Origin of the sequence: Pseudomonas sp. S11P7 (assembly GCF_023195435.1) — a bacterium.
In the GTDB taxonomy this organism is placed as follows: Bacteria; Pseudomonadota; Gammaproteobacteria; order Pseudomonadales; family Pseudomonadaceae; genus Aquipseudomonas; species Aquipseudomonas fluorescens_G.
This window is the reverse complement of the sequence record NZ_JALPKS020000002.1, coordinates 3,603,198-3,618,760: the sequence shown is the minus strand read 5'-3', so window position 1 is coordinate 3,618,760 and position 15,563 is coordinate 3,603,198. Positions and strand designations below refer to the sequence as shown.

Below are 15,563 nucleotides of genomic sequence, written 5' to 3'. Positions count from 1 at the left end.
GGCTCAGTCCAGACTCACTATGGAGGCACTGTGAAGGCATTGCAAGGCGTTGACGGTCAAGTGGCATGGGTTGAAGAGCCGAGTCCTACATGTGATGTAGGACAAGTCCGCATTCGGGTGGCGGCAGCCGGCCTCAATCGAGCCGATTTGTTACAGAAAGCGGGGCTTTATCCGCCACCGCCGGGTGCCAGCCAAGTGCTCGGTCTAGAGTGTTCCGGGGTCATCAGCGAAGTCGGCGCGGGCAGCGCGTGGCAGGTCGGCGACCGGGTGTGCGCCTTGCTGGCCGGGGGCGGCATGGCTGAAGAGGTGGTCGTCGATGGACGGCACGTGCTGCCGGTTCCCGAAGGCGTTTCGCTGATCGAAGCCGCGGCATTGCCCGAGGTTTATGCAACAGTCTGGCTGAATGTGTTTCAACTTGCGGCGCTCAAGCCGGGTGAGAAAGTTCTCCTGCATGCCGGCGCCAGTGGAATCGGTTCAGCCGCCATTCAGTTGTGCAAGGCGTTCGGTAACCCGTGCTGGGTCAGTGTCGGTTCGGCCGAACGTCTGGCTTACTGCGAATCGCTGGGTGCGCAGGGCGGCGTGCTGCGCACTGACGATCTGCAAAGCCTGCGCGATTTCGGCCCGTTCGATGTGATCCTCGATCCGGTTGGCGGCGAATATTCAGCGCTGAATCTGCAGCTGGTGGCGCTGGACGGACGTTGGGTGCTGATCGGTCTGATGGGTGGCCGTGAGGCGAAACTGGATCTGGCGCAGGTGCTGGCCAAGCGTGTGCAGCTGCTCGGTTCGACGTTGCGCAGCCGCAGTGATCAGTTCAAGGCGGATTTGCTCAGCGATCTGGGCCAACAGGTTTGGCCGTTGTTTGCTGAAGGGCGGTTGCGTCCGCAATTGGCCAAGGCGTTTGCGGTGAAGGATGCCGAGGCGGCGTTTGCCGAGCTGGCGAGTAATACCGTGGCGGGGAAGCTGGTGTTGGTGATTGACGAAACCCTGAACTGAAGTTTATCGCGGGTTCGCTGCGCGTGTGCTCTGCACAGCTTCGACCAACTATATTGCACGGTGCAAAGATGGCTTTTCATAAGCCGCGGTAAATCAAGCAAAACGGTGCCTCCTGTAGGGGCACCGTTATTTGGCTGAGCTTTTACTGTGGTCAGGTTCGTGAGCCTGCAAGCGAAGACTCAGTGGATGGTGAAACCCTCACCAGACCTGCAGGAGTAACTTCTACTCGAAGCACTTCTGAGAACATACGTTGCTCACCGCCATTGTTGCGCAATATGGAGTAATTGATGAACACAGTTTTTCCCCGGTTTTCGCTTATCCAGGCGGCGGGAATATTAAATACATTAGTTTGACCGGCGTTTACGTTCTGAGCTTCAGTGTCATGGTTTGCTACCCCTGTCCAACGAACTACGACAGAGTAGCCAGTCTGACCTATATACCCCACAGTTACTTTTGAAGCCGAATAAATGGGTGCTGTTAATGGATGAACCGCTTGTGGATCAATATTCAGACTCAGTCTTTCAGACTCAACCGTTTCACCGTTGCCGTTAGCCTTGACCGAATAACCGACAACGACAGTGCGCCCGATATTATCGATGACTTCCATGCGGGGTATTGCGATCAATCTTTCCCCGGGGGATCTCCAACCGTAATGATTTCACTGTTGTGATTGACCCGACCTTGCCAGCGTACTCTGATGGTGTCGGTAGCATGCATCCCCTGATAATGAGGTATTTCCACGTACAGATGTGTGTCGTAAAAAATATCGCTCATTCTCAAACGGTCTCCCTCCGTGTTGTACGCTTTCGGAATACCGGGTTTGATTTTTTTATCTGAAGGCAGCACAGCCTGGTCGGCCGCGTTATAGGTGAATGTCGCATTCTGCGAAGCGGAGCCTGGTAATGTCATACGGATAATAGGAACCACCAAGCCGTTAGTTCGATCGTAATATTTACGTTGATCAATTCTGGCATTTCCCAAGCCATCATCCATATAAAAGAACGCTTGAATCGGCAATACCCCTGGATTCCCTTCGGGCCAGGTTTTGATCCGCAACTCGTTATGATCCTGGAAGGCCTCGGTGGGGATCACCTTGCTGACCCGGATGGCTTCATTGAAAGCTTGTACCGCTTCGGTACCCAGATCTTTCGTTACTAGAAAAGAACAGGAGTGCGCGGTCTTATAGGTGTTTTCCAGTCGATAATGGTTCACCCACTGCTCTGCGGTAGTGATGTGTTGCTCTCGACAAGGAATGCTGTCGCTGAAAACGCGTGGAGGGAGAATGCTATCTCTACAGCCGTATTGGGTTGCCGCGTTTCGATAAAAAGTATCGCCGTCGAGGGGGAAGAAACAAACTATCTCAGGCTGTGTTTTTTCCGCAGGAGCGTTCAAGTAAGGATAGAAAATTAAACCATTAACTCCATACCAGGACATGCGAGGAAATTTTGCGTCAGCCCTTAAATAGGAAAAGGAGACTGCGCCGGTCGTTCTTGAAAAATCGCTATGATCCCACGGATCGTAATTGGGACTGGTTTTAGTTACCCGCAGCGTGACACCTGAGCAGAGGAAGGCTGGAGAGGTGGGCGTCCCGCAATTGGTGGCGGTATTCAGGTAAGCCTCAGTCAGATTTCTGGCTGTACTCTCACCGTAATCCTCGAGAATATTTGACTCTTGGATATTGGGTGGCGGCAACGGAAGGTGAGCTGCACAGCTAAATAATGCAACGAGTGCAAACGTCGCGAGACAAGCTTCACCGCTTTTATAGCGGACCCATTGCACTATATCCGTTCTCATGATGGCTCCGTCGTGAATCGAATAGGACGGGAGTCATTAACCTATCAAGCAAGCAAAGCGTCTACTGTAAGAAATAACAGTTTTGGGTAATGAAACGCACCGTTCATCGGAACTGTACGGAGTCAATCGAAGGCTCGGTCTGAAGCGAGTTGTTGGTTGCTGACATGGCCCGCCCGATCAGGGTGGTGCAATTATCCGTGGCGGACCATGGTAATTCTATTGAACTATCACGATCGATTGAGCATGAGCAGACGCGCTTTTCTTATTGTCGACGCCCACTCTCTATTTCCAGTTATGGATGGGCCACTTCGCCTGCTCTGCATGGATCTTTAATACCGGGTCCGGGTTGACCACATGCGGGAAATCCACTTTCAGCAACAACGGCAGATCATTGCGCGAGTCGGAATAGAAACTCGCGCCTTCAAGATTTTCTTCCTCGGCATCCAGCCATTCCAGCAAGCGGGTGATCTTGCCTTCGCGATAGGTCAGGGTGCCAACGGTGTTGCCGCTGTAAACGCCATGGGCGACCTCCAGTTCGATGGCCAGCACCTCATCGATGCCCAGGCGTTCGGCAATCGGCTTGACCAGGTGCGTGCCCGATGCGGAAATCACCAGAATGCGGTCGCCGGCCTGGCGGTGTGCGGCGATGGTTTTGGTCGCATCGCTGAAGATGATCGGTTCGATGAAGTCTTCTACCCACGGGCCAACCAGATGGTCGATTTCTGCCGGTGTGCGGCCAATCAGCGGTTCAAGGCTGAAGGCCATGTAGTCTTCCATCGCCAGGTGGCCGCGCCCGTAAGCGTCCATCAATTCCTTGTCGCGCTGCATGAACGATTCGCCATCGACCCAGCCGAGGCGGACCATTTGCTCGCTCCAAAGCGAGGAGCAGTCGCCGTGGATCAACGTTTCGTCCAGATCAAAAATTGCCAAAGCCATGGGTTCTCTCCGAGAACAGCTGCAAGCTACAAGCTTCGAGCTGCAAGAATTAAAATCAGGTGCGCCGCAGTCTACAGCTTGAAGCTTGTAGCTCGAAGCTTGCAGCTGCTCCTAAGCTACTTCACACAGGGCGGTCGGATCGATGGAAAGTGCCAGGCGCTGACCATCGGGCAGCAAATCCGCTGCCGAGCGGTTGAGCACATCCACCACCAGCTCAACGCCTCGGGCTTCGACGCGATAACGAATGACGTTGCCCAGCAGGCTGTGGCTGCGGATCTGCGCGTCGGGTTCGCCGTTGAGGCTCAGTTCGATGGCTTCCGGACGAATCGCGATGCGGTGGTGGATCGGCCGTTGCAGCAGCTTCGAAGCGTCCTCGGCATCGAGCAGGTTGTAATTGCCGATGAAGCCGGCGGCAAATACATCGACCGGGGCGGTGTAGAGGGTTTCGGCGTCGCCGCTCTGGACGATCCTGCCCTGATTCATCAGGAATATTCGATCCGACATGGTCAGCGCTTCTTCCTGATCGTGGGTGACGAAAATCGTGGTCAGGCCGAGTTCGCGTTGAATCTGCCGGATCTGTTCACGCAAGTGTTTACGAATTCGTGCATCGAGGGCCGACAGCGGCTCATCAAGCAGGAGCAAACGCGGGCGGGTGACCAGCGAGCGGGCGAGGGCGACGCGCTGGCATTGGCCGCCGGAGAGCTGATGCGGGTAGCGACTGGCGAAGTCGTGCAGTTCAACCAGTTTCAACACCTCGGAAACGCGTTTATGACTATCGTCGCTATTGACCTTCTGCATGCGCAAACCGAAGGCGACGTTCTGCTCGACGGTCATGTTGGGAAACAGCGCATAGCTCTGAAACACCATGCCGATGCCGCGCTTCTGCGGACTCAACGGCACGATGTCGACGCCGTCGAGCAGGATCTGCCCGCCATCCACCGGCGTCAGCCCGGCGATGCAGCGCAACAGGGTCGACTTGCCGCAACCGGACGGGCCGAGCAGGGTGACGAACTCCCCCTTGTTGATCTCGCAGTTGATGTCGCTGAACACCGTGGTGCCCGCGTAGTTTTTCTGCAGGTGTTGGACGCTGACATAGCTCATTCGCTTTTGTCCTTGTTCAAGGTGTTGGCGATCCAGGTCAGGACCAGCACGAAAAGGAAATACGAGATCACCAGCGCACTGGTGAAGTGGCCGCTGCTGTTGCGCATGTTGTTCAGGTACACCTGCAGGGTTTCGTAGCGGGTGCCGACGAGGATGTTGGCGAAGACGAACTCACCGAACAGGAACGAAAACGACAGCAGCAGCGCCACCATCAGGCCTTTGCGCAGGTTCGGCAGCACCACCAGAAACGCCGCCTGAAAGGTGCTGGCGCCGAGCAGTTGCGCGGCGTCCATCAGGTCGCGCAGGTTGATCGCTTGCAGGTTGTTGGTGATCGCCCGGTACATGAACGGCAGCGCCACGGTGAAGTAGCAACCGATGAGAATCCACGGCGTGCCGACCATCGCCATCGGCCCGGAGCCGTAAAGCTGCAACAGGCCCACCGAGGACACCACCGGCGGCACCGCAAAGGGCAGCAGGATCAGGATGTTCATCAGTGCATCGAGTTTCGGGAAGTGGTAATGCACCACGAACAGCAGCGGCAGGATCAGCAGCACCGACAGCACCAGCGCGCCGACGCACACCAGCAACGACTGGCCAAAGGCGTGCAGGAAACGCGGATCGCTCCACAGCTGGATGTACCACTTGAAGGTAAAGCCGCTGGGCAGAATGGTCGCCGACCAACTGCTGGCGATCGAATACACCAGTGTGCCGGCCAGTGGCAGCAAGAGGATCGCGAACAACAGGTACACCACGACGCGGTGGTAGAGACCGGCCGGGCCGGATTCAGCGCGAGACATGGTAGCTCCTCTTCAACAGCAGTTGATGCACGACGGTGACGATGGTCATCAGCGCCACCAGCACCACGGCCAGCGCGCTGGCCAGATTCGAGTCGAGAGAGATGTCTCCGGACACCATCGCCGCAATGCGGATCGGCAGCACGTTGAAGTTGCCGGTGGTCAACGCATACACCGTGGCATAGGCGCCGAGGGCATTGGCCAGCAAGATCACGAACGTGCCGAGCAGCGCCGGGGTCAACACCGGCAAACCGATGTGGCGCCAGAACTGCCAGCCGTTGGCGCCAAGTAGCGCGGCGGATTCGCGCCAGTCTTCACGCAGCGCGTCAAAGGCTGGGTAGAGCAGCAGCACGCCGAGGGGAATCTGAAAGTAGGTATAGAGAATGATCAGGCCGGTTTTTGAATACAGGTTGAAGTCCTGAATGATCCCGGACTGTTTCAACATGATCGTGATGCTGCCGTTGAAACCGAGCAGGATGATGAACGCGAACGCCAGCGGCACGCCGGCGAAGTTGCTGGTCATGTTGGCGAACGCGTTGACGAAATTACGCAGTTTCGAGTCGACCCGACGCAGGGAATACGCACCGAGGACGGCGATCAGGATGCCGAACACACTCGACCAGAAACTGATCTCAAGGCTGTACTGGATCGCCTGCCGATAGAATTTTGAGCCGAAGATTTTGCTGAAGTTGGCCAGGCCCCAACCGGATTCTTCCGATTGCAGGCTGTTGATCATCACCCAGACAAGCGGGGCAATTTCGAAGACGATGAAGAACAGCGCGAACGGCACCAGACACAGCGCCGCCAGCCATTTGCCGCGAGTCATGGCGTTCACTTGAGCAGCTCCCGGCACACAGGTTTATCGTGGGGCACGCCGAGCAGTTCGCAGACGGTGCCGCAGATTTCGGTCTGCTTTGGCGCGGCGCCAGCGTCGAGGCTGAAGGCATCGCCGAGGACGAACAGCGGCACCTGGCGTTCTTCTGGCAGCAGGCCGTTGTGCGAGCGGTCGTTGTTCATACCGTGGTCGGCGGTCACCAGCACTTGATAGCCAGCGTCCAGCCAGCCCTGTAGGTAATCGGCGAGAACAATGTCGGCCGAACGCGCGCTGTTGCGGTATTGCGACGAATCGAGGCCGTGCTTGTGCCCGGCGTCATCAATGTTCATCGGGTGGATCAGCAGGAAGTTCGGTGCGTGACGCAGGCGCAGGTTTTCCGCGTCGGCGAACAGGTGCGAATCCGGGTAGTGGTCGTTCCAGTAGAAATGCCCGTGCTGGATCGGCAGGGACGGATCGTCGGTGTGTCGATCACGCGCCGCGACGAAGGGCGAGCGATTGTACAGCTCGCTGACCCAGTGATAGGCAGCCGCCGCAGTTTTCAAACCGGCATCGCGTGCATAGTGATAAATGCTGCGCTGAGTGGACAGGCGCGAGACGTTGTTGTGAACGATGCCGCTGTCGATCGGCGCCACACCGGTGAGAATGCATTCATAAAGCGGTCGGGACAGGGCCGGCAGTTCGCACTCCAGTCGATAGAGCGCGGCGCGTCCTGCGCCAACATAAGCCTGCAGATGCCCCATGGCGTGATGCGCGACCTCGTAATTGAGACCATCGAGCACGACAAGGATGACGTTGTGCTTCATAGGGGCAAGAACTCCGCGAAATTCAAATGTTCCGAAATCAACTCAATCTCCTGTGGGAGCGAGCCTGCTCGCGAAAGCGGTGGTTCATTCACCATTGATGTCGACTGACATGACGCCTTCGCGAGCAGGCTCGCTCCCACATTTGGATCTTCAGCAGATCACGCGATGGTGATCAGTCGCCTTACTTCATCTCTACGATGACTTCCTCGTTCCACACTTGCGGCAAGGATTTGGAGGTCTTTTCCCACGCATCGGCGTCCTTGATCGGGGTGACCTTTTTGTACTGCTCGTTCGGCAGCAGTTTGGCTTTCACGTCTTCCGGCAATTGCAGGTGCTCGGCGCGGATCGGACGGGCGTTGCCACGGGCGAGGTTGGTCTGGCCGGCGTCGCTGAAGATGTATTCGCGGGTCAGTTTGGCGGCGTTGGGGTTTTTCGCGTACTTGTTGATGATCGTGGTGTAGCCGGAAATTACCGAACCGTCGGACGGGATCAGCACCACGTAATCATCCGGGTTGGCCATCTTGGCTTTGTAGCTCAGGCCGTTGAAGTCCCAGACTACGCCGACTTCGATCTCGCCTTTTTCCATGGTGGCGATGGTCGGGTTGGCCATCGACAGGCGACCCTGTTTGGCGATGTCAGCGAACAGCAGCAGGGCCGGCTTGATGTTCTTCTCGTCGCCACCGTTGGCCAGCGCAGCGGCAAGGACGCCGTTGGCCGCTTGGGCGGCGGTGCTCACGTCACCGATGGAGACCTTGTATTTGCCGCTTTTCAGGTCAGCCCATTTGGTCGGTACTTCGGAGCCGTGCAGCAGCTTCTTGTTGACGATGAAGGCGATGGTGCCGGTGTAGGCCAGCGCCCAGTTGCCGTCCTTGTCCTTGGCCCAGTCCGGTACCTGATCCCAGGTGCTTGGCTTGTACGGTTGCACCACGCCCTGCTTGACCGCGATCGGGCCGAAGGCCGCGCCGACGTCGCCGATGTCGGCGGTGGCGTTGTCTTTCTCGGCGGCGAACTTGGCGATTTCCTGCGCCGAGCTCATGTCGGTGTCGATGTGTTTCAGGCCATAGGTCTTGGCCAGGTCTTCCCAGGTGCCTTTCCAGTTGGCCCAGTCATCGGGCATGCCGACGCTGTTGACGGCGCCTTCCGCTTTGGCAGCGGCTTCGAGGGTTTTCAGATCGGTGCCGGCCGCCATGGCGGAGGTGCACAGTGCAATGGTCGAGCCTAACAGTGTTGCCAGGAAAAGCTGTTTCATTCCGAAGCTCCTTGGTCGTGTTCAACGCTGCGTTTGCGGTTTGTGTTGGTCTAGGTCAGCAATACCTGAGCCAATTTAAGCGGGCTGGATGACACTTTAATGTCGGCGGCGGTTTACCCGGCGTTTTCTGTGCCCGGTGTGGGCAGGTGCTCGCTAAGCGTAGACCAACCCCAAAGCCCCAGTAGGCAAGGGACTTGGCCGATGTATTGCAAGTCGTTAACACGACCGCTGGGCAGTTTTGTCATCTGCCGGTCATCTGCACTGCCTAGGCTTGCAACATCAGCAAACGGCTTTTTGGCCGTGCACTTTTGCCCCGAAACAGTGCTGGTCTAGTCCAGATAGGTAACGTTGATGCGTGATGAGGCAACAAAAGCGGTGACAGCGATTGGCCAAGTGTTGCAGGAGCAGCTCGATCACGGCTTGCTGGCGGCGGGCAGCAAGTTGCCGGCCGAACGCAAGCTCAGTGAGTTGTTTGGCACGACGCGGATTACCGTGCGCGAGGCGTTGTTGCAGCTCGAAGCGCAGGGGCAGATTTATCGCGAGGAGCGCCGTGGCTGGTTCGTCTCGCCGCCGCGTCTGGCCTACAACCTGATGCAGCGCAGTCACTTTCACGCGATGGTCAGTGCGCAGGGGCGGGTGGCGTCGACCGAGGTGATTTCCGCGCGTTTGCAGCCGGCGTCGGCGGCGGTGTGTGCGTGGTTGCAGTTGCCGGCGCTGTCGAGCGTGATTCAGATTTGCCGGTCGCGGCGCATTGACGGGCGATTGGTGCTGTATGTGGAGCATTATCTGAATCCGCAATTCTTTCCGGGGATTCTGGAGTTCGATCTGAATCAGTCGATGACCGAGTTGTATGCGCGGCATTTTGATTTGCACTATGGGCGGGTGCGCTTTGAGATTGTGCCGACGTCATTGTCGGTGGATGCGGCGGCCGCTTTAAGGGTGTCGGTGGGGAGTCCGGGGCTGCGGATTGCTCGGGTCAATTATGATCAGCATGAGCGGTTGATCGATTGTGATCTTGAGTTTTGGCGGCATGATGCGATTCATGTTGGGGTTGATGTGGTTTGATCCTTGGCGGCCTCTGGGCCGACCAGGTTCTGGTTGGTTTGGCGTGTATATCCGTTGCTTCGGGTGGTGCGGCTGGCGGTTTCGCCTGACGGCGACTTACTTTTTTACAAGCGCCCGGAATGCCGGCCCAGTAAAAAAATAAGCAAAAAACGCTTGCTCCTACGTACGGCCCTCGCAGGCTCGGGTCCCTTCGCTCCGGGACCGATCCGGGCGCAGCGGCTACGGTTTGCTTCGCTGCACCTCCTTCCGCTGTGTCTGGCTGCGCCAGACGGTCGCTGCGCTCCCACGCCCGGATCAATCCCTACGCTCAGCCTTCCGATGTCGCTGGTGACGCAAGATCAAAAGCACTCGAGCTAACGCTCATTGTTGAGTGGTTAGAAGCGCCGTATGGCTTGAGATCTTCAGTGGATTCGCCCCTCATCGGAACGCCGCCCGCCCAGCCCTCTCCCGAGGGAGAGGGAGCCGATTGGTGTGCGTTTCAAGTTTTGGGTTCGACGCGGAATTGCAGCTCGATGCAATTCTCACATTCCCTGCGATCAGTCCCCTCTCCCTACGGGCGGTCCGACGTTTCGGGAGGGTTAGGGTGAGGGGCTTTTGACGTTGAGGGTTTTCATCCACTTCGGTCTCATTTGCCCACCTCGGCATTCGCATACAGATAATCCGTCGCCAGCGAAGCCAATGTCCTGACTCCAACCACCAGCGCCGATTCGTCAACAAAGAACCCCGGATTATGATTCGGCGCGGCTTTGCTCATGTCCTGGTCTCTCGGCGTCACGCCCAGAAATACAAACAAGCCCGGCGCTTCCTTGGCGAAGAAGGAGAAGTCTTCTGCGCCGCCCACCAGCGGCCCTTGCACGACGTCGTCCCTGGCGGCCCATTTCAGGGTCGGGAGCATTTTCTCGGTGAGTGCCGGGTTGTTGATGGTCGGGTCGTATTTTTCGATGATCGTTACGTCGGCTTTTGCGCCGCCGCTTTCGGCGATTTTTTCGATGGTCTGGCGGACGTCTTTGTGCAGTTTCTGGCGGATGCCGTAGTCGTAGGAGCGGATGGTGCCGGTCATGTCGACGGATTCGGGGATGATGTTGTAGCGGGTGCCGCCGTTGATGGTGCCGATGCTGACCACGGATGGATAAGAGGAAATGTCGGTGCGGCGGCTGACCACGGTTTGCAGGCCGACCAGGGTCTGGGCGCTGACGGTGATCGGGTCGATGCCGTCCCAGGGGCGGCCGGCGTGGGTTTGTTTGCCGAGGATTTTGATGCGCAGGTCGTCGGAGCTGGCCAGGGTCGGGCCGGGGCGGTAGGCGATCTGGCCGGCGGGGACTCCGGCCCAGACGTGCAGGCCGAATACCGCGTCGGGTTTGGGTGATTTCATCACGCCTTCCTGCACCATCATTTTCGCGCCCCAGGTGTTTTTTCCGTCGGGGATGAAGTCGCTGGGGCCTTCTTCGGCGGGCTGGAAGTAGAACACCACGGTGCCGGGCAGGGTGTCGCGCATGCCGGTCAGAATTTTCGCCGTGCTCAGCAGGATCGCGGTGTGGGCGTCATGGCCGCAGGCGTGCATGACGTCGACTTCCTTGTCGAGGTAGGTGCCTTTGGCTTTCGAGGCGAACGGCAGGTCGGAGACTTCCTTGACCGGCAGCGCGTCCATGTCGGCGCGCAGGGCCACGGTCGGGCCGGGCAGGGCGCCTTTGAGGATGGCGACAACGCCGGTGCGGGCAACGCCGGTTTTCACTTCAAGGCCCATGGCTTTGAGCTGCCCCGCGACCAGCTCGGCGGTGCGTTTTTCGCTGTTGCCGAGTTCCGGGTGGGCGTGCAGGTCGCGGCGGGTTTCTAGCAGTTCGGGCTCAAGCTTTTGCGCTTGTTCGGCGATCTGCTGGCGGCTGCTGTCGAGGGTGGCGGCGCCGGCATGGCTGGCGATCAGGCTGAGCAGGACAGTCTGGGCAATGCGCGTCAGGTGCATGAGCTTCTCCTTGATTGTTGTTGTCGGGCTTCCCTGCCTGTGACTGCAACCGCGCGCCTGAGTGCTATTGCTTCGGCTGCCCACCACCGGCGGTGATCACCTGCACGCTCATGCGCGGCGTTGCCAGGTCCAGCCCGGCCTCGTCGAGATGGCGTTTGAGCGACAGGTTGAAGGCGCGGGAAACCTCCCATTGCTTGATCGGCGCGGTCTTGAAGCGTGCGCGCAAAATCGCACTGCCGGACTCGAAACTTTCCACGCCCTGGATTTCCAGCGGCGACCAGATGTTGCGCCGTTGCAGCGGATCGGTGCGCATTTTCTGACCGACGTCGCGCATCAGTTTGATCGCGTCGTCGATTTCCATGTTGTAGGGCACCGCGACGCGGAAGATCGCGTAACCGAACTCGCGCGAGTAGTTTTTGATGCTTTTGATTTCGCTGAACGGGATCGTGTGGACGATGCCGTCGATATCGCGCAGGCGCACGGTGCGGATGGTCAGGCCTTCGACCGTGCCGAGGTGGCCGCCGACGTCGACGTAATCGTCAATGGCCAGCGAGTCTTCGATGATGATGAACAGGCCGGTGATCAAGTCCGCGACCAGTGACTGCGCACCGAAGCCGATGGCCAGACCGATCACACCGGCACCCGCGAGCAGCGGCGTGACGTTCATGCCCATGTTCGCCAGGGCGACGATCAGCGCGATGATGAAAATGGTCACGAACAGCACGTTGCGGATCAGCGGCATCATCGTCTGCGCGCGGGCGTTGGCCAGGCCTTTGCGGGAGCGGGTGAGGGCGTGGTGCACGGCGGTGTCGGCGAGAATCCAGATCAGCCAGGAAATGATCAGCGTGCCGATCAGGCTGAACAGTTTGACGCTGACGTCATGGCCGTCGCCCTCGGCGAAACCGATCAGCGAATGGCCCCAGACCCGCAGGCCCAGCTCGATGAACAGCAGCCACACCAGCAGATGCGCGAGGGTGTAGAAAAAGTTTTTCAGGCGTTCCGAATACAGCGCATGCCGTTTCGGCCCGCGTTGTGGTTTCAGCGAATGACGGCGGACGAGACCGTTGATGACCATACACAGCACCAGCAGCACCGTGCAGATCAGCGACTGGCGCAATGCGGTGCTGGTGTCGCCGGCGGAAACGAAGGTGGCGAACAGCGAAATACCCACCAGCACCAGCGCTGGCACGTACCAGAAGGTGCCAAGGATTTCGATGGTGTCGCTGAGGGCGCGACGGGTCAGGCGCCGCGACAGTGGCTGGTTGCGGATCAGGTGGGCGATCGGCCGGCGGAAACGCAGGATGAACAGACCGGTCGACAGCGCCGCCAGCACATTGGCCACGGTCGCGGCGGTGTGAGCCAGATGCACGCCGAGGCTGGCGATCAGACGTGGATCGCTCAAGGCCTCACCGAACGCGGCGAAGCTGCCAATCAGCCACAGCGGCCGGAAGGCCTGATGACGCAGGATGTACAGGGCGCGATGACGGTGCGGACCGTCGAGCAAGGAAAACGCAATTACGCAGATCGCCGAGAAGCAGGTGCCGACCACTAGCGCATAGGCCAGCACCATCGCCAGACTCTTGCCCAGAGACGAGGGCAAGGCGTAGCTCATGTACACGGTCATCACCAATGCGATCAGCCACGGCCCGAGCTTGCGCAGGGCAAAGCGCAGCATGTCGAGCGCGCGCGGGTGTTGCGGCAGTTCTTCGGTGAGGCCGAAGCGCAGGCGCACGCGGTGACCGAGCCAGATCAGCGCGGCGGCGAGCAGGCTCCAGACCATCAGGATCATCGCGAAGCCGAAAATGATCGGCAGCCATTGATTGGCCGGCAGCATCAGGCCGCGCAGTTCGTCCTTGGCCAGATCGAACTCGTTGCCCCAGCGATTGAGCGGGCTGTCGGCGCCGGTGAACTGTTTTTCGAAATTGGCGAGGGTGCCGCCGATCAGGCCGAGCACGCCTTCTTCGGGGCTGGCCTGGGCCTTGTTGGTGGCGTCGCGCAATTTCTTCAAGTCGCTCAACAGTTGCGCGCGCTGCTGGTCGTTTTCCAGAGACTTGATGACTTCGTCGAGGGACTGGCCGAGCGGTTCCTCGGCGACGGGCTGCGCTTTGCCGGTGTTGAGCATGCCGGGCAAACCGACCGCGTGGGCGGGCGCCAGCGGCAGCAGGGTCATCAGACAAACGAGAAACAGGCAGGGTAAGGCAAGAAAACGAGCAAACACGGGGCGGTCAACCGGGCAAAGGGTGGATGCGCTGGAGTGTACGAGGCCCATGGGCGCAATGCGAGCCAGCACGGGTTATTCGTTGAGTTTGGCGAGGATCTTGTAGATCACCGTGGCGAGGATCATCAGCATGCCGATCCACATGGCGAACACGCCGGCGTTCTTGTCGCGGAAGTTGAATCCGATTGCCAGCAGGAGCATTCCGCTCAGGATTGGAATGAGCATGGCGTGGAACGACGACATCGAGATCATGGAGACTGCCTTGTCTTTGGGATGACTGGAGTCTAGGCGGATTTTCGTGCGGGGAGAGTGATGTGGTGCAGGAAATTACAGTTTCTTGTGTCTGAACCGGCGCTTTCGCGAGCAGGCTCGCTCCTACAGTTGGATTGCATTCCAGGGTGGGAGCGAGCCTGCTCGCGAAGCTTTTCAGCCTTTAAGGCAAGTCGCGACTGGCATAGAACGCACTGAGCACTTTGACCAGGTGCGCCAGATCATGGCTGCCGCACAATTCGCGGATCGAGTGCATGGCGAACGTCGGCAGGCCGATGTCGACGGTGCGCACGCCCAGGTGGCTGGCGGTGATCGGGCCGATGGTCGAGCCGCAACCCATGTCGCTGCGCACCACGAAGCTTTGCACCGGGACTTCTTCGGCCATGCATAGATGGCGGAAGAACCCGGCGGTTTCGCTGTTGGTGGCGTAGCGCTGGTTGCTGTTGACCTTGATCACCGGGCCGGCGTTGAGCTTCGGGCCGTGGTTGGCGTCGTGCTTCTCGGCATAGTTCGGATGCACGCCGTGAGCGTTGTCGGCCGAGACCAGCAGGGATTTCTGGATGGTGCGAACGAATTCGTCGCCTTCCGGCAGCACGCGGCGCAGGGTCTGTTCAAGCATCGGGCCATCGGCACCGCAAGCCGAGCAGGAGCCGACTTCTTCGTGATCGTTACACACCAGCACGCAGGTTTCGTCGGTTTCGGCGTTGAGCAAGGCTTGCAGGCCGGCGTAGCACGACAGCAGGTTGTCGAGGCGCGCGCCGGCGATGAAATCGCCATTGAGGCCAATCACCGCCGCGCTTTGCGTGTCGTAAAAGCTCAGCTCGTAATCGAGCACCACATCGGCGTTCAAACCGTGTTCGCGGGCCAGTTGATCGGTGAGCACGGCGCGGAAATCCACGCGCTCGTCACCGGCAAATTGCGCGAGGATCGGCGGCAGCTCGGTCTGCGCGTTGATTGCCCAGCCCTGATTGGCTTCACGGTTGAGGTGAATGGCCAGGTTGGGAATGATCGCGATCGGCGCCTTGAAGTCGATCAACTGGCTTTCAACCTTACCGTCGCGGCGGAAGGTCACGCGGCCGGCCAGCGACAGGTCGCGGTCGAACCACGGTGCCAGCAGTGCGCCGCCGTAGACTTCGACGCCCAGTTGCCAGAAGCCCTGACGCTGCAGCTCCGGTTGCGGCTTGACCCGCAGGCACGGGCTGTCGGTGTGCGCGCCGACCAGGCGGATACCGCCATGCAGTGGCGAGGTGCGGCCCATTTTGATGGCGACGATGGAGGAGTCGTTACGGGTGACGTAATAGCGGCCGTTCGGCTCGGTGGTCCATGGCTCGCGCTCGTCGAGGCGCACATAACCGGCGGCCTCCAGACGCTGGACCAGACTGGCGGTGGCGTGGAACGGGGTAGGGGAGGCCTTGAGAAAGTCGATCAGGCCCTGGTTCAACTCTTCGCGCATAAGAAACTCCAGACAGCAATGGGCGGGAGTTTAACGTATTGGCCGAACAATTGAATCCGAACCGGATCCCCTGTGGGAGCGAGCCTGCTCGC

Annotated in this window: 14 protein-coding genes; 2 read left to right on the top strand and 12 right to left on the bottom strand. The window is 59.1% G+C overall.

The window, feature by feature from the left end:
* Positions 1 to 30 precede the first annotated feature (30 nt).
* Positions 31 to 993: a zinc-binding dehydrogenase gene (locus tag M0746_RS16560; RefSeq protein ID WP_258449945.1), complete on the top strand. Its 963-nt coding sequence runs from the start codon at positions 31 to 33 to the stop codon at positions 991 to 993.
* A gap of 151 nt (positions 994 to 1,144) precedes the next feature.
* Here M0746_RS16560 and M0746_RS16555 read toward each other — a convergent pair whose 3' ends face one another.
* The 8 genes from M0746_RS16555 to M0746_RS16520 form a co-directional block, all read right to left on the bottom strand.
* On the bottom strand, positions 1,145 to 1,600 hold the full coding sequence (locus M0746_RS16555; RefSeq protein WP_258449944.1) for a hypothetical protein: 456 nt from the start codon (positions 1,598 to 1,600) through the stop codon (positions 1,145 to 1,147).
* A 14-nt stretch (positions 1,601 to 1,614) separates the two neighbouring features.
* The gene (locus M0746_RS16550; RefSeq protein WP_258449943.1) at positions 1,615 to 2,787 is read right to left on the bottom strand and encodes a hypothetical protein; all 1,173 of its coding nucleotides are present in this window, start codon (positions 2,785 to 2,787) and stop codon (positions 1,615 to 1,617) included.
* A 282-nt stretch (positions 2,788 to 3,069) separates the two neighbouring features.
* Positions 3,070 to 3,723 carry an HAD family hydrolase gene (locus tag M0746_RS16545; protein ID WP_258449942.1) on the bottom strand — a complete coding sequence of 218 codons (654 nt, stop codon included), beginning with the start codon at positions 3,721 to 3,723 and terminating at the stop codon, positions 3,070 to 3,072.
* Positions 3,724 to 3,834: 111 nt separating this feature from the next.
* A complete protein-coding gene (locus M0746_RS16540) occupies positions 3,835 to 4,824 on the bottom strand; it encodes an ABC transporter ATP-binding protein (protein ID WP_208938154.1) in 990 nt (329 codons plus the stop codon).
* Positions 4,821 to 5,621 carry an ABC transporter permease gene (locus M0746_RS16535; RefSeq protein ID WP_258449941.1) on the bottom strand — a complete coding sequence of 267 codons (801 nt, stop codon included), beginning with the start codon at positions 5,619 to 5,621 and terminating at the stop codon, positions 4,821 to 4,823. Before M0746_RS16535 ends, M0746_RS16540 begins: the two co-directional genes overlap by 4 nt.
* The gene (locus M0746_RS16530; RefSeq protein ID WP_258451497.1) at positions 5,608 to 6,444 is read right to left on the bottom strand and encodes an ABC transporter permease; all 837 of its coding nucleotides are present in this window, start codon (positions 6,442 to 6,444) and stop codon (positions 5,608 to 5,610) included. Before M0746_RS16530 ends, M0746_RS16535 begins: the two co-directional genes overlap by 14 nt.
* A 5-nt stretch (positions 6,445 to 6,449) precedes the next feature.
* Positions 6,450 to 7,256, bottom strand: coding sequence for an alkaline phosphatase family protein (locus M0746_RS16525; protein WP_258449940.1), 807 nt, complete (start codon positions 7,254 to 7,256; stop codon positions 6,450 to 6,452).
* Positions 7,257 to 7,437: 181 nt separating this feature from the next.
* Positions 7,438 to 8,505 carry an ABC transporter substrate-binding protein gene (locus M0746_RS16520; protein WP_090282478.1) on the bottom strand — a complete coding sequence of 356 codons (1,068 nt, stop codon included), beginning with the start codon at positions 8,503 to 8,505 and terminating at the stop codon, positions 7,438 to 7,440.
* 351 nt (positions 8,506 to 8,856) lie between these two features.
* Here M0746_RS16520 and M0746_RS16515 point away from each other — a divergent pair, with 351 nt between their 5' ends.
* A complete protein-coding gene (locus tag M0746_RS16515; protein ID WP_093103228.1) occupies positions 8,857 to 9,570 on the top strand; it encodes a UTRA domain-containing protein in 714 nt (237 codons plus the stop codon).
* A gap of 625 nt (positions 9,571 to 10,195) precedes the next feature.
* Here M0746_RS16515 and M0746_RS16510 read toward each other — a convergent pair.
* From M0746_RS16510 to M0746_RS16495, 4 genes are all read right to left on the bottom strand, one after another.
* Positions 10,196 to 11,530 (bottom strand): amidohydrolase, encoded by a 1,335-nt coding sequence (locus M0746_RS16510; RefSeq protein ID WP_258449939.1) that lies wholly within the window; start codon positions 11,528 to 11,530, stop codon positions 10,196 to 10,198.
* A 64-nt stretch (positions 11,531 to 11,594) separates the two neighbouring features.
* Positions 11,595 to 13,748, bottom strand: coding sequence for a mechanosensitive ion channel family protein (locus tag M0746_RS16505; protein WP_258449938.1), 2,154 nt, complete (start codon positions 13,746 to 13,748; stop codon positions 11,595 to 11,597).
* 75 nt (positions 13,749 to 13,823) lie between these two features.
* Complete coding sequence (locus M0746_RS16500) at positions 13,824 to 14,000, bottom strand: hypothetical protein (RefSeq protein WP_167359889.1); 177 nt, start codon at positions 13,998 to 14,000, stop codon at positions 13,824 to 13,826.
* Between the two features lie 181 nt (positions 14,001 to 14,181).
* Positions 14,182 to 15,471, bottom strand: a complete 1,290-nt coding sequence (locus M0746_RS16495; protein WP_090282483.1) for a M18 family aminopeptidase — start codon at positions 15,469 to 15,471, stop codon at positions 14,182 to 14,184.
* Positions 15,472 to 15,563 lie beyond the last annotated feature (92 nt).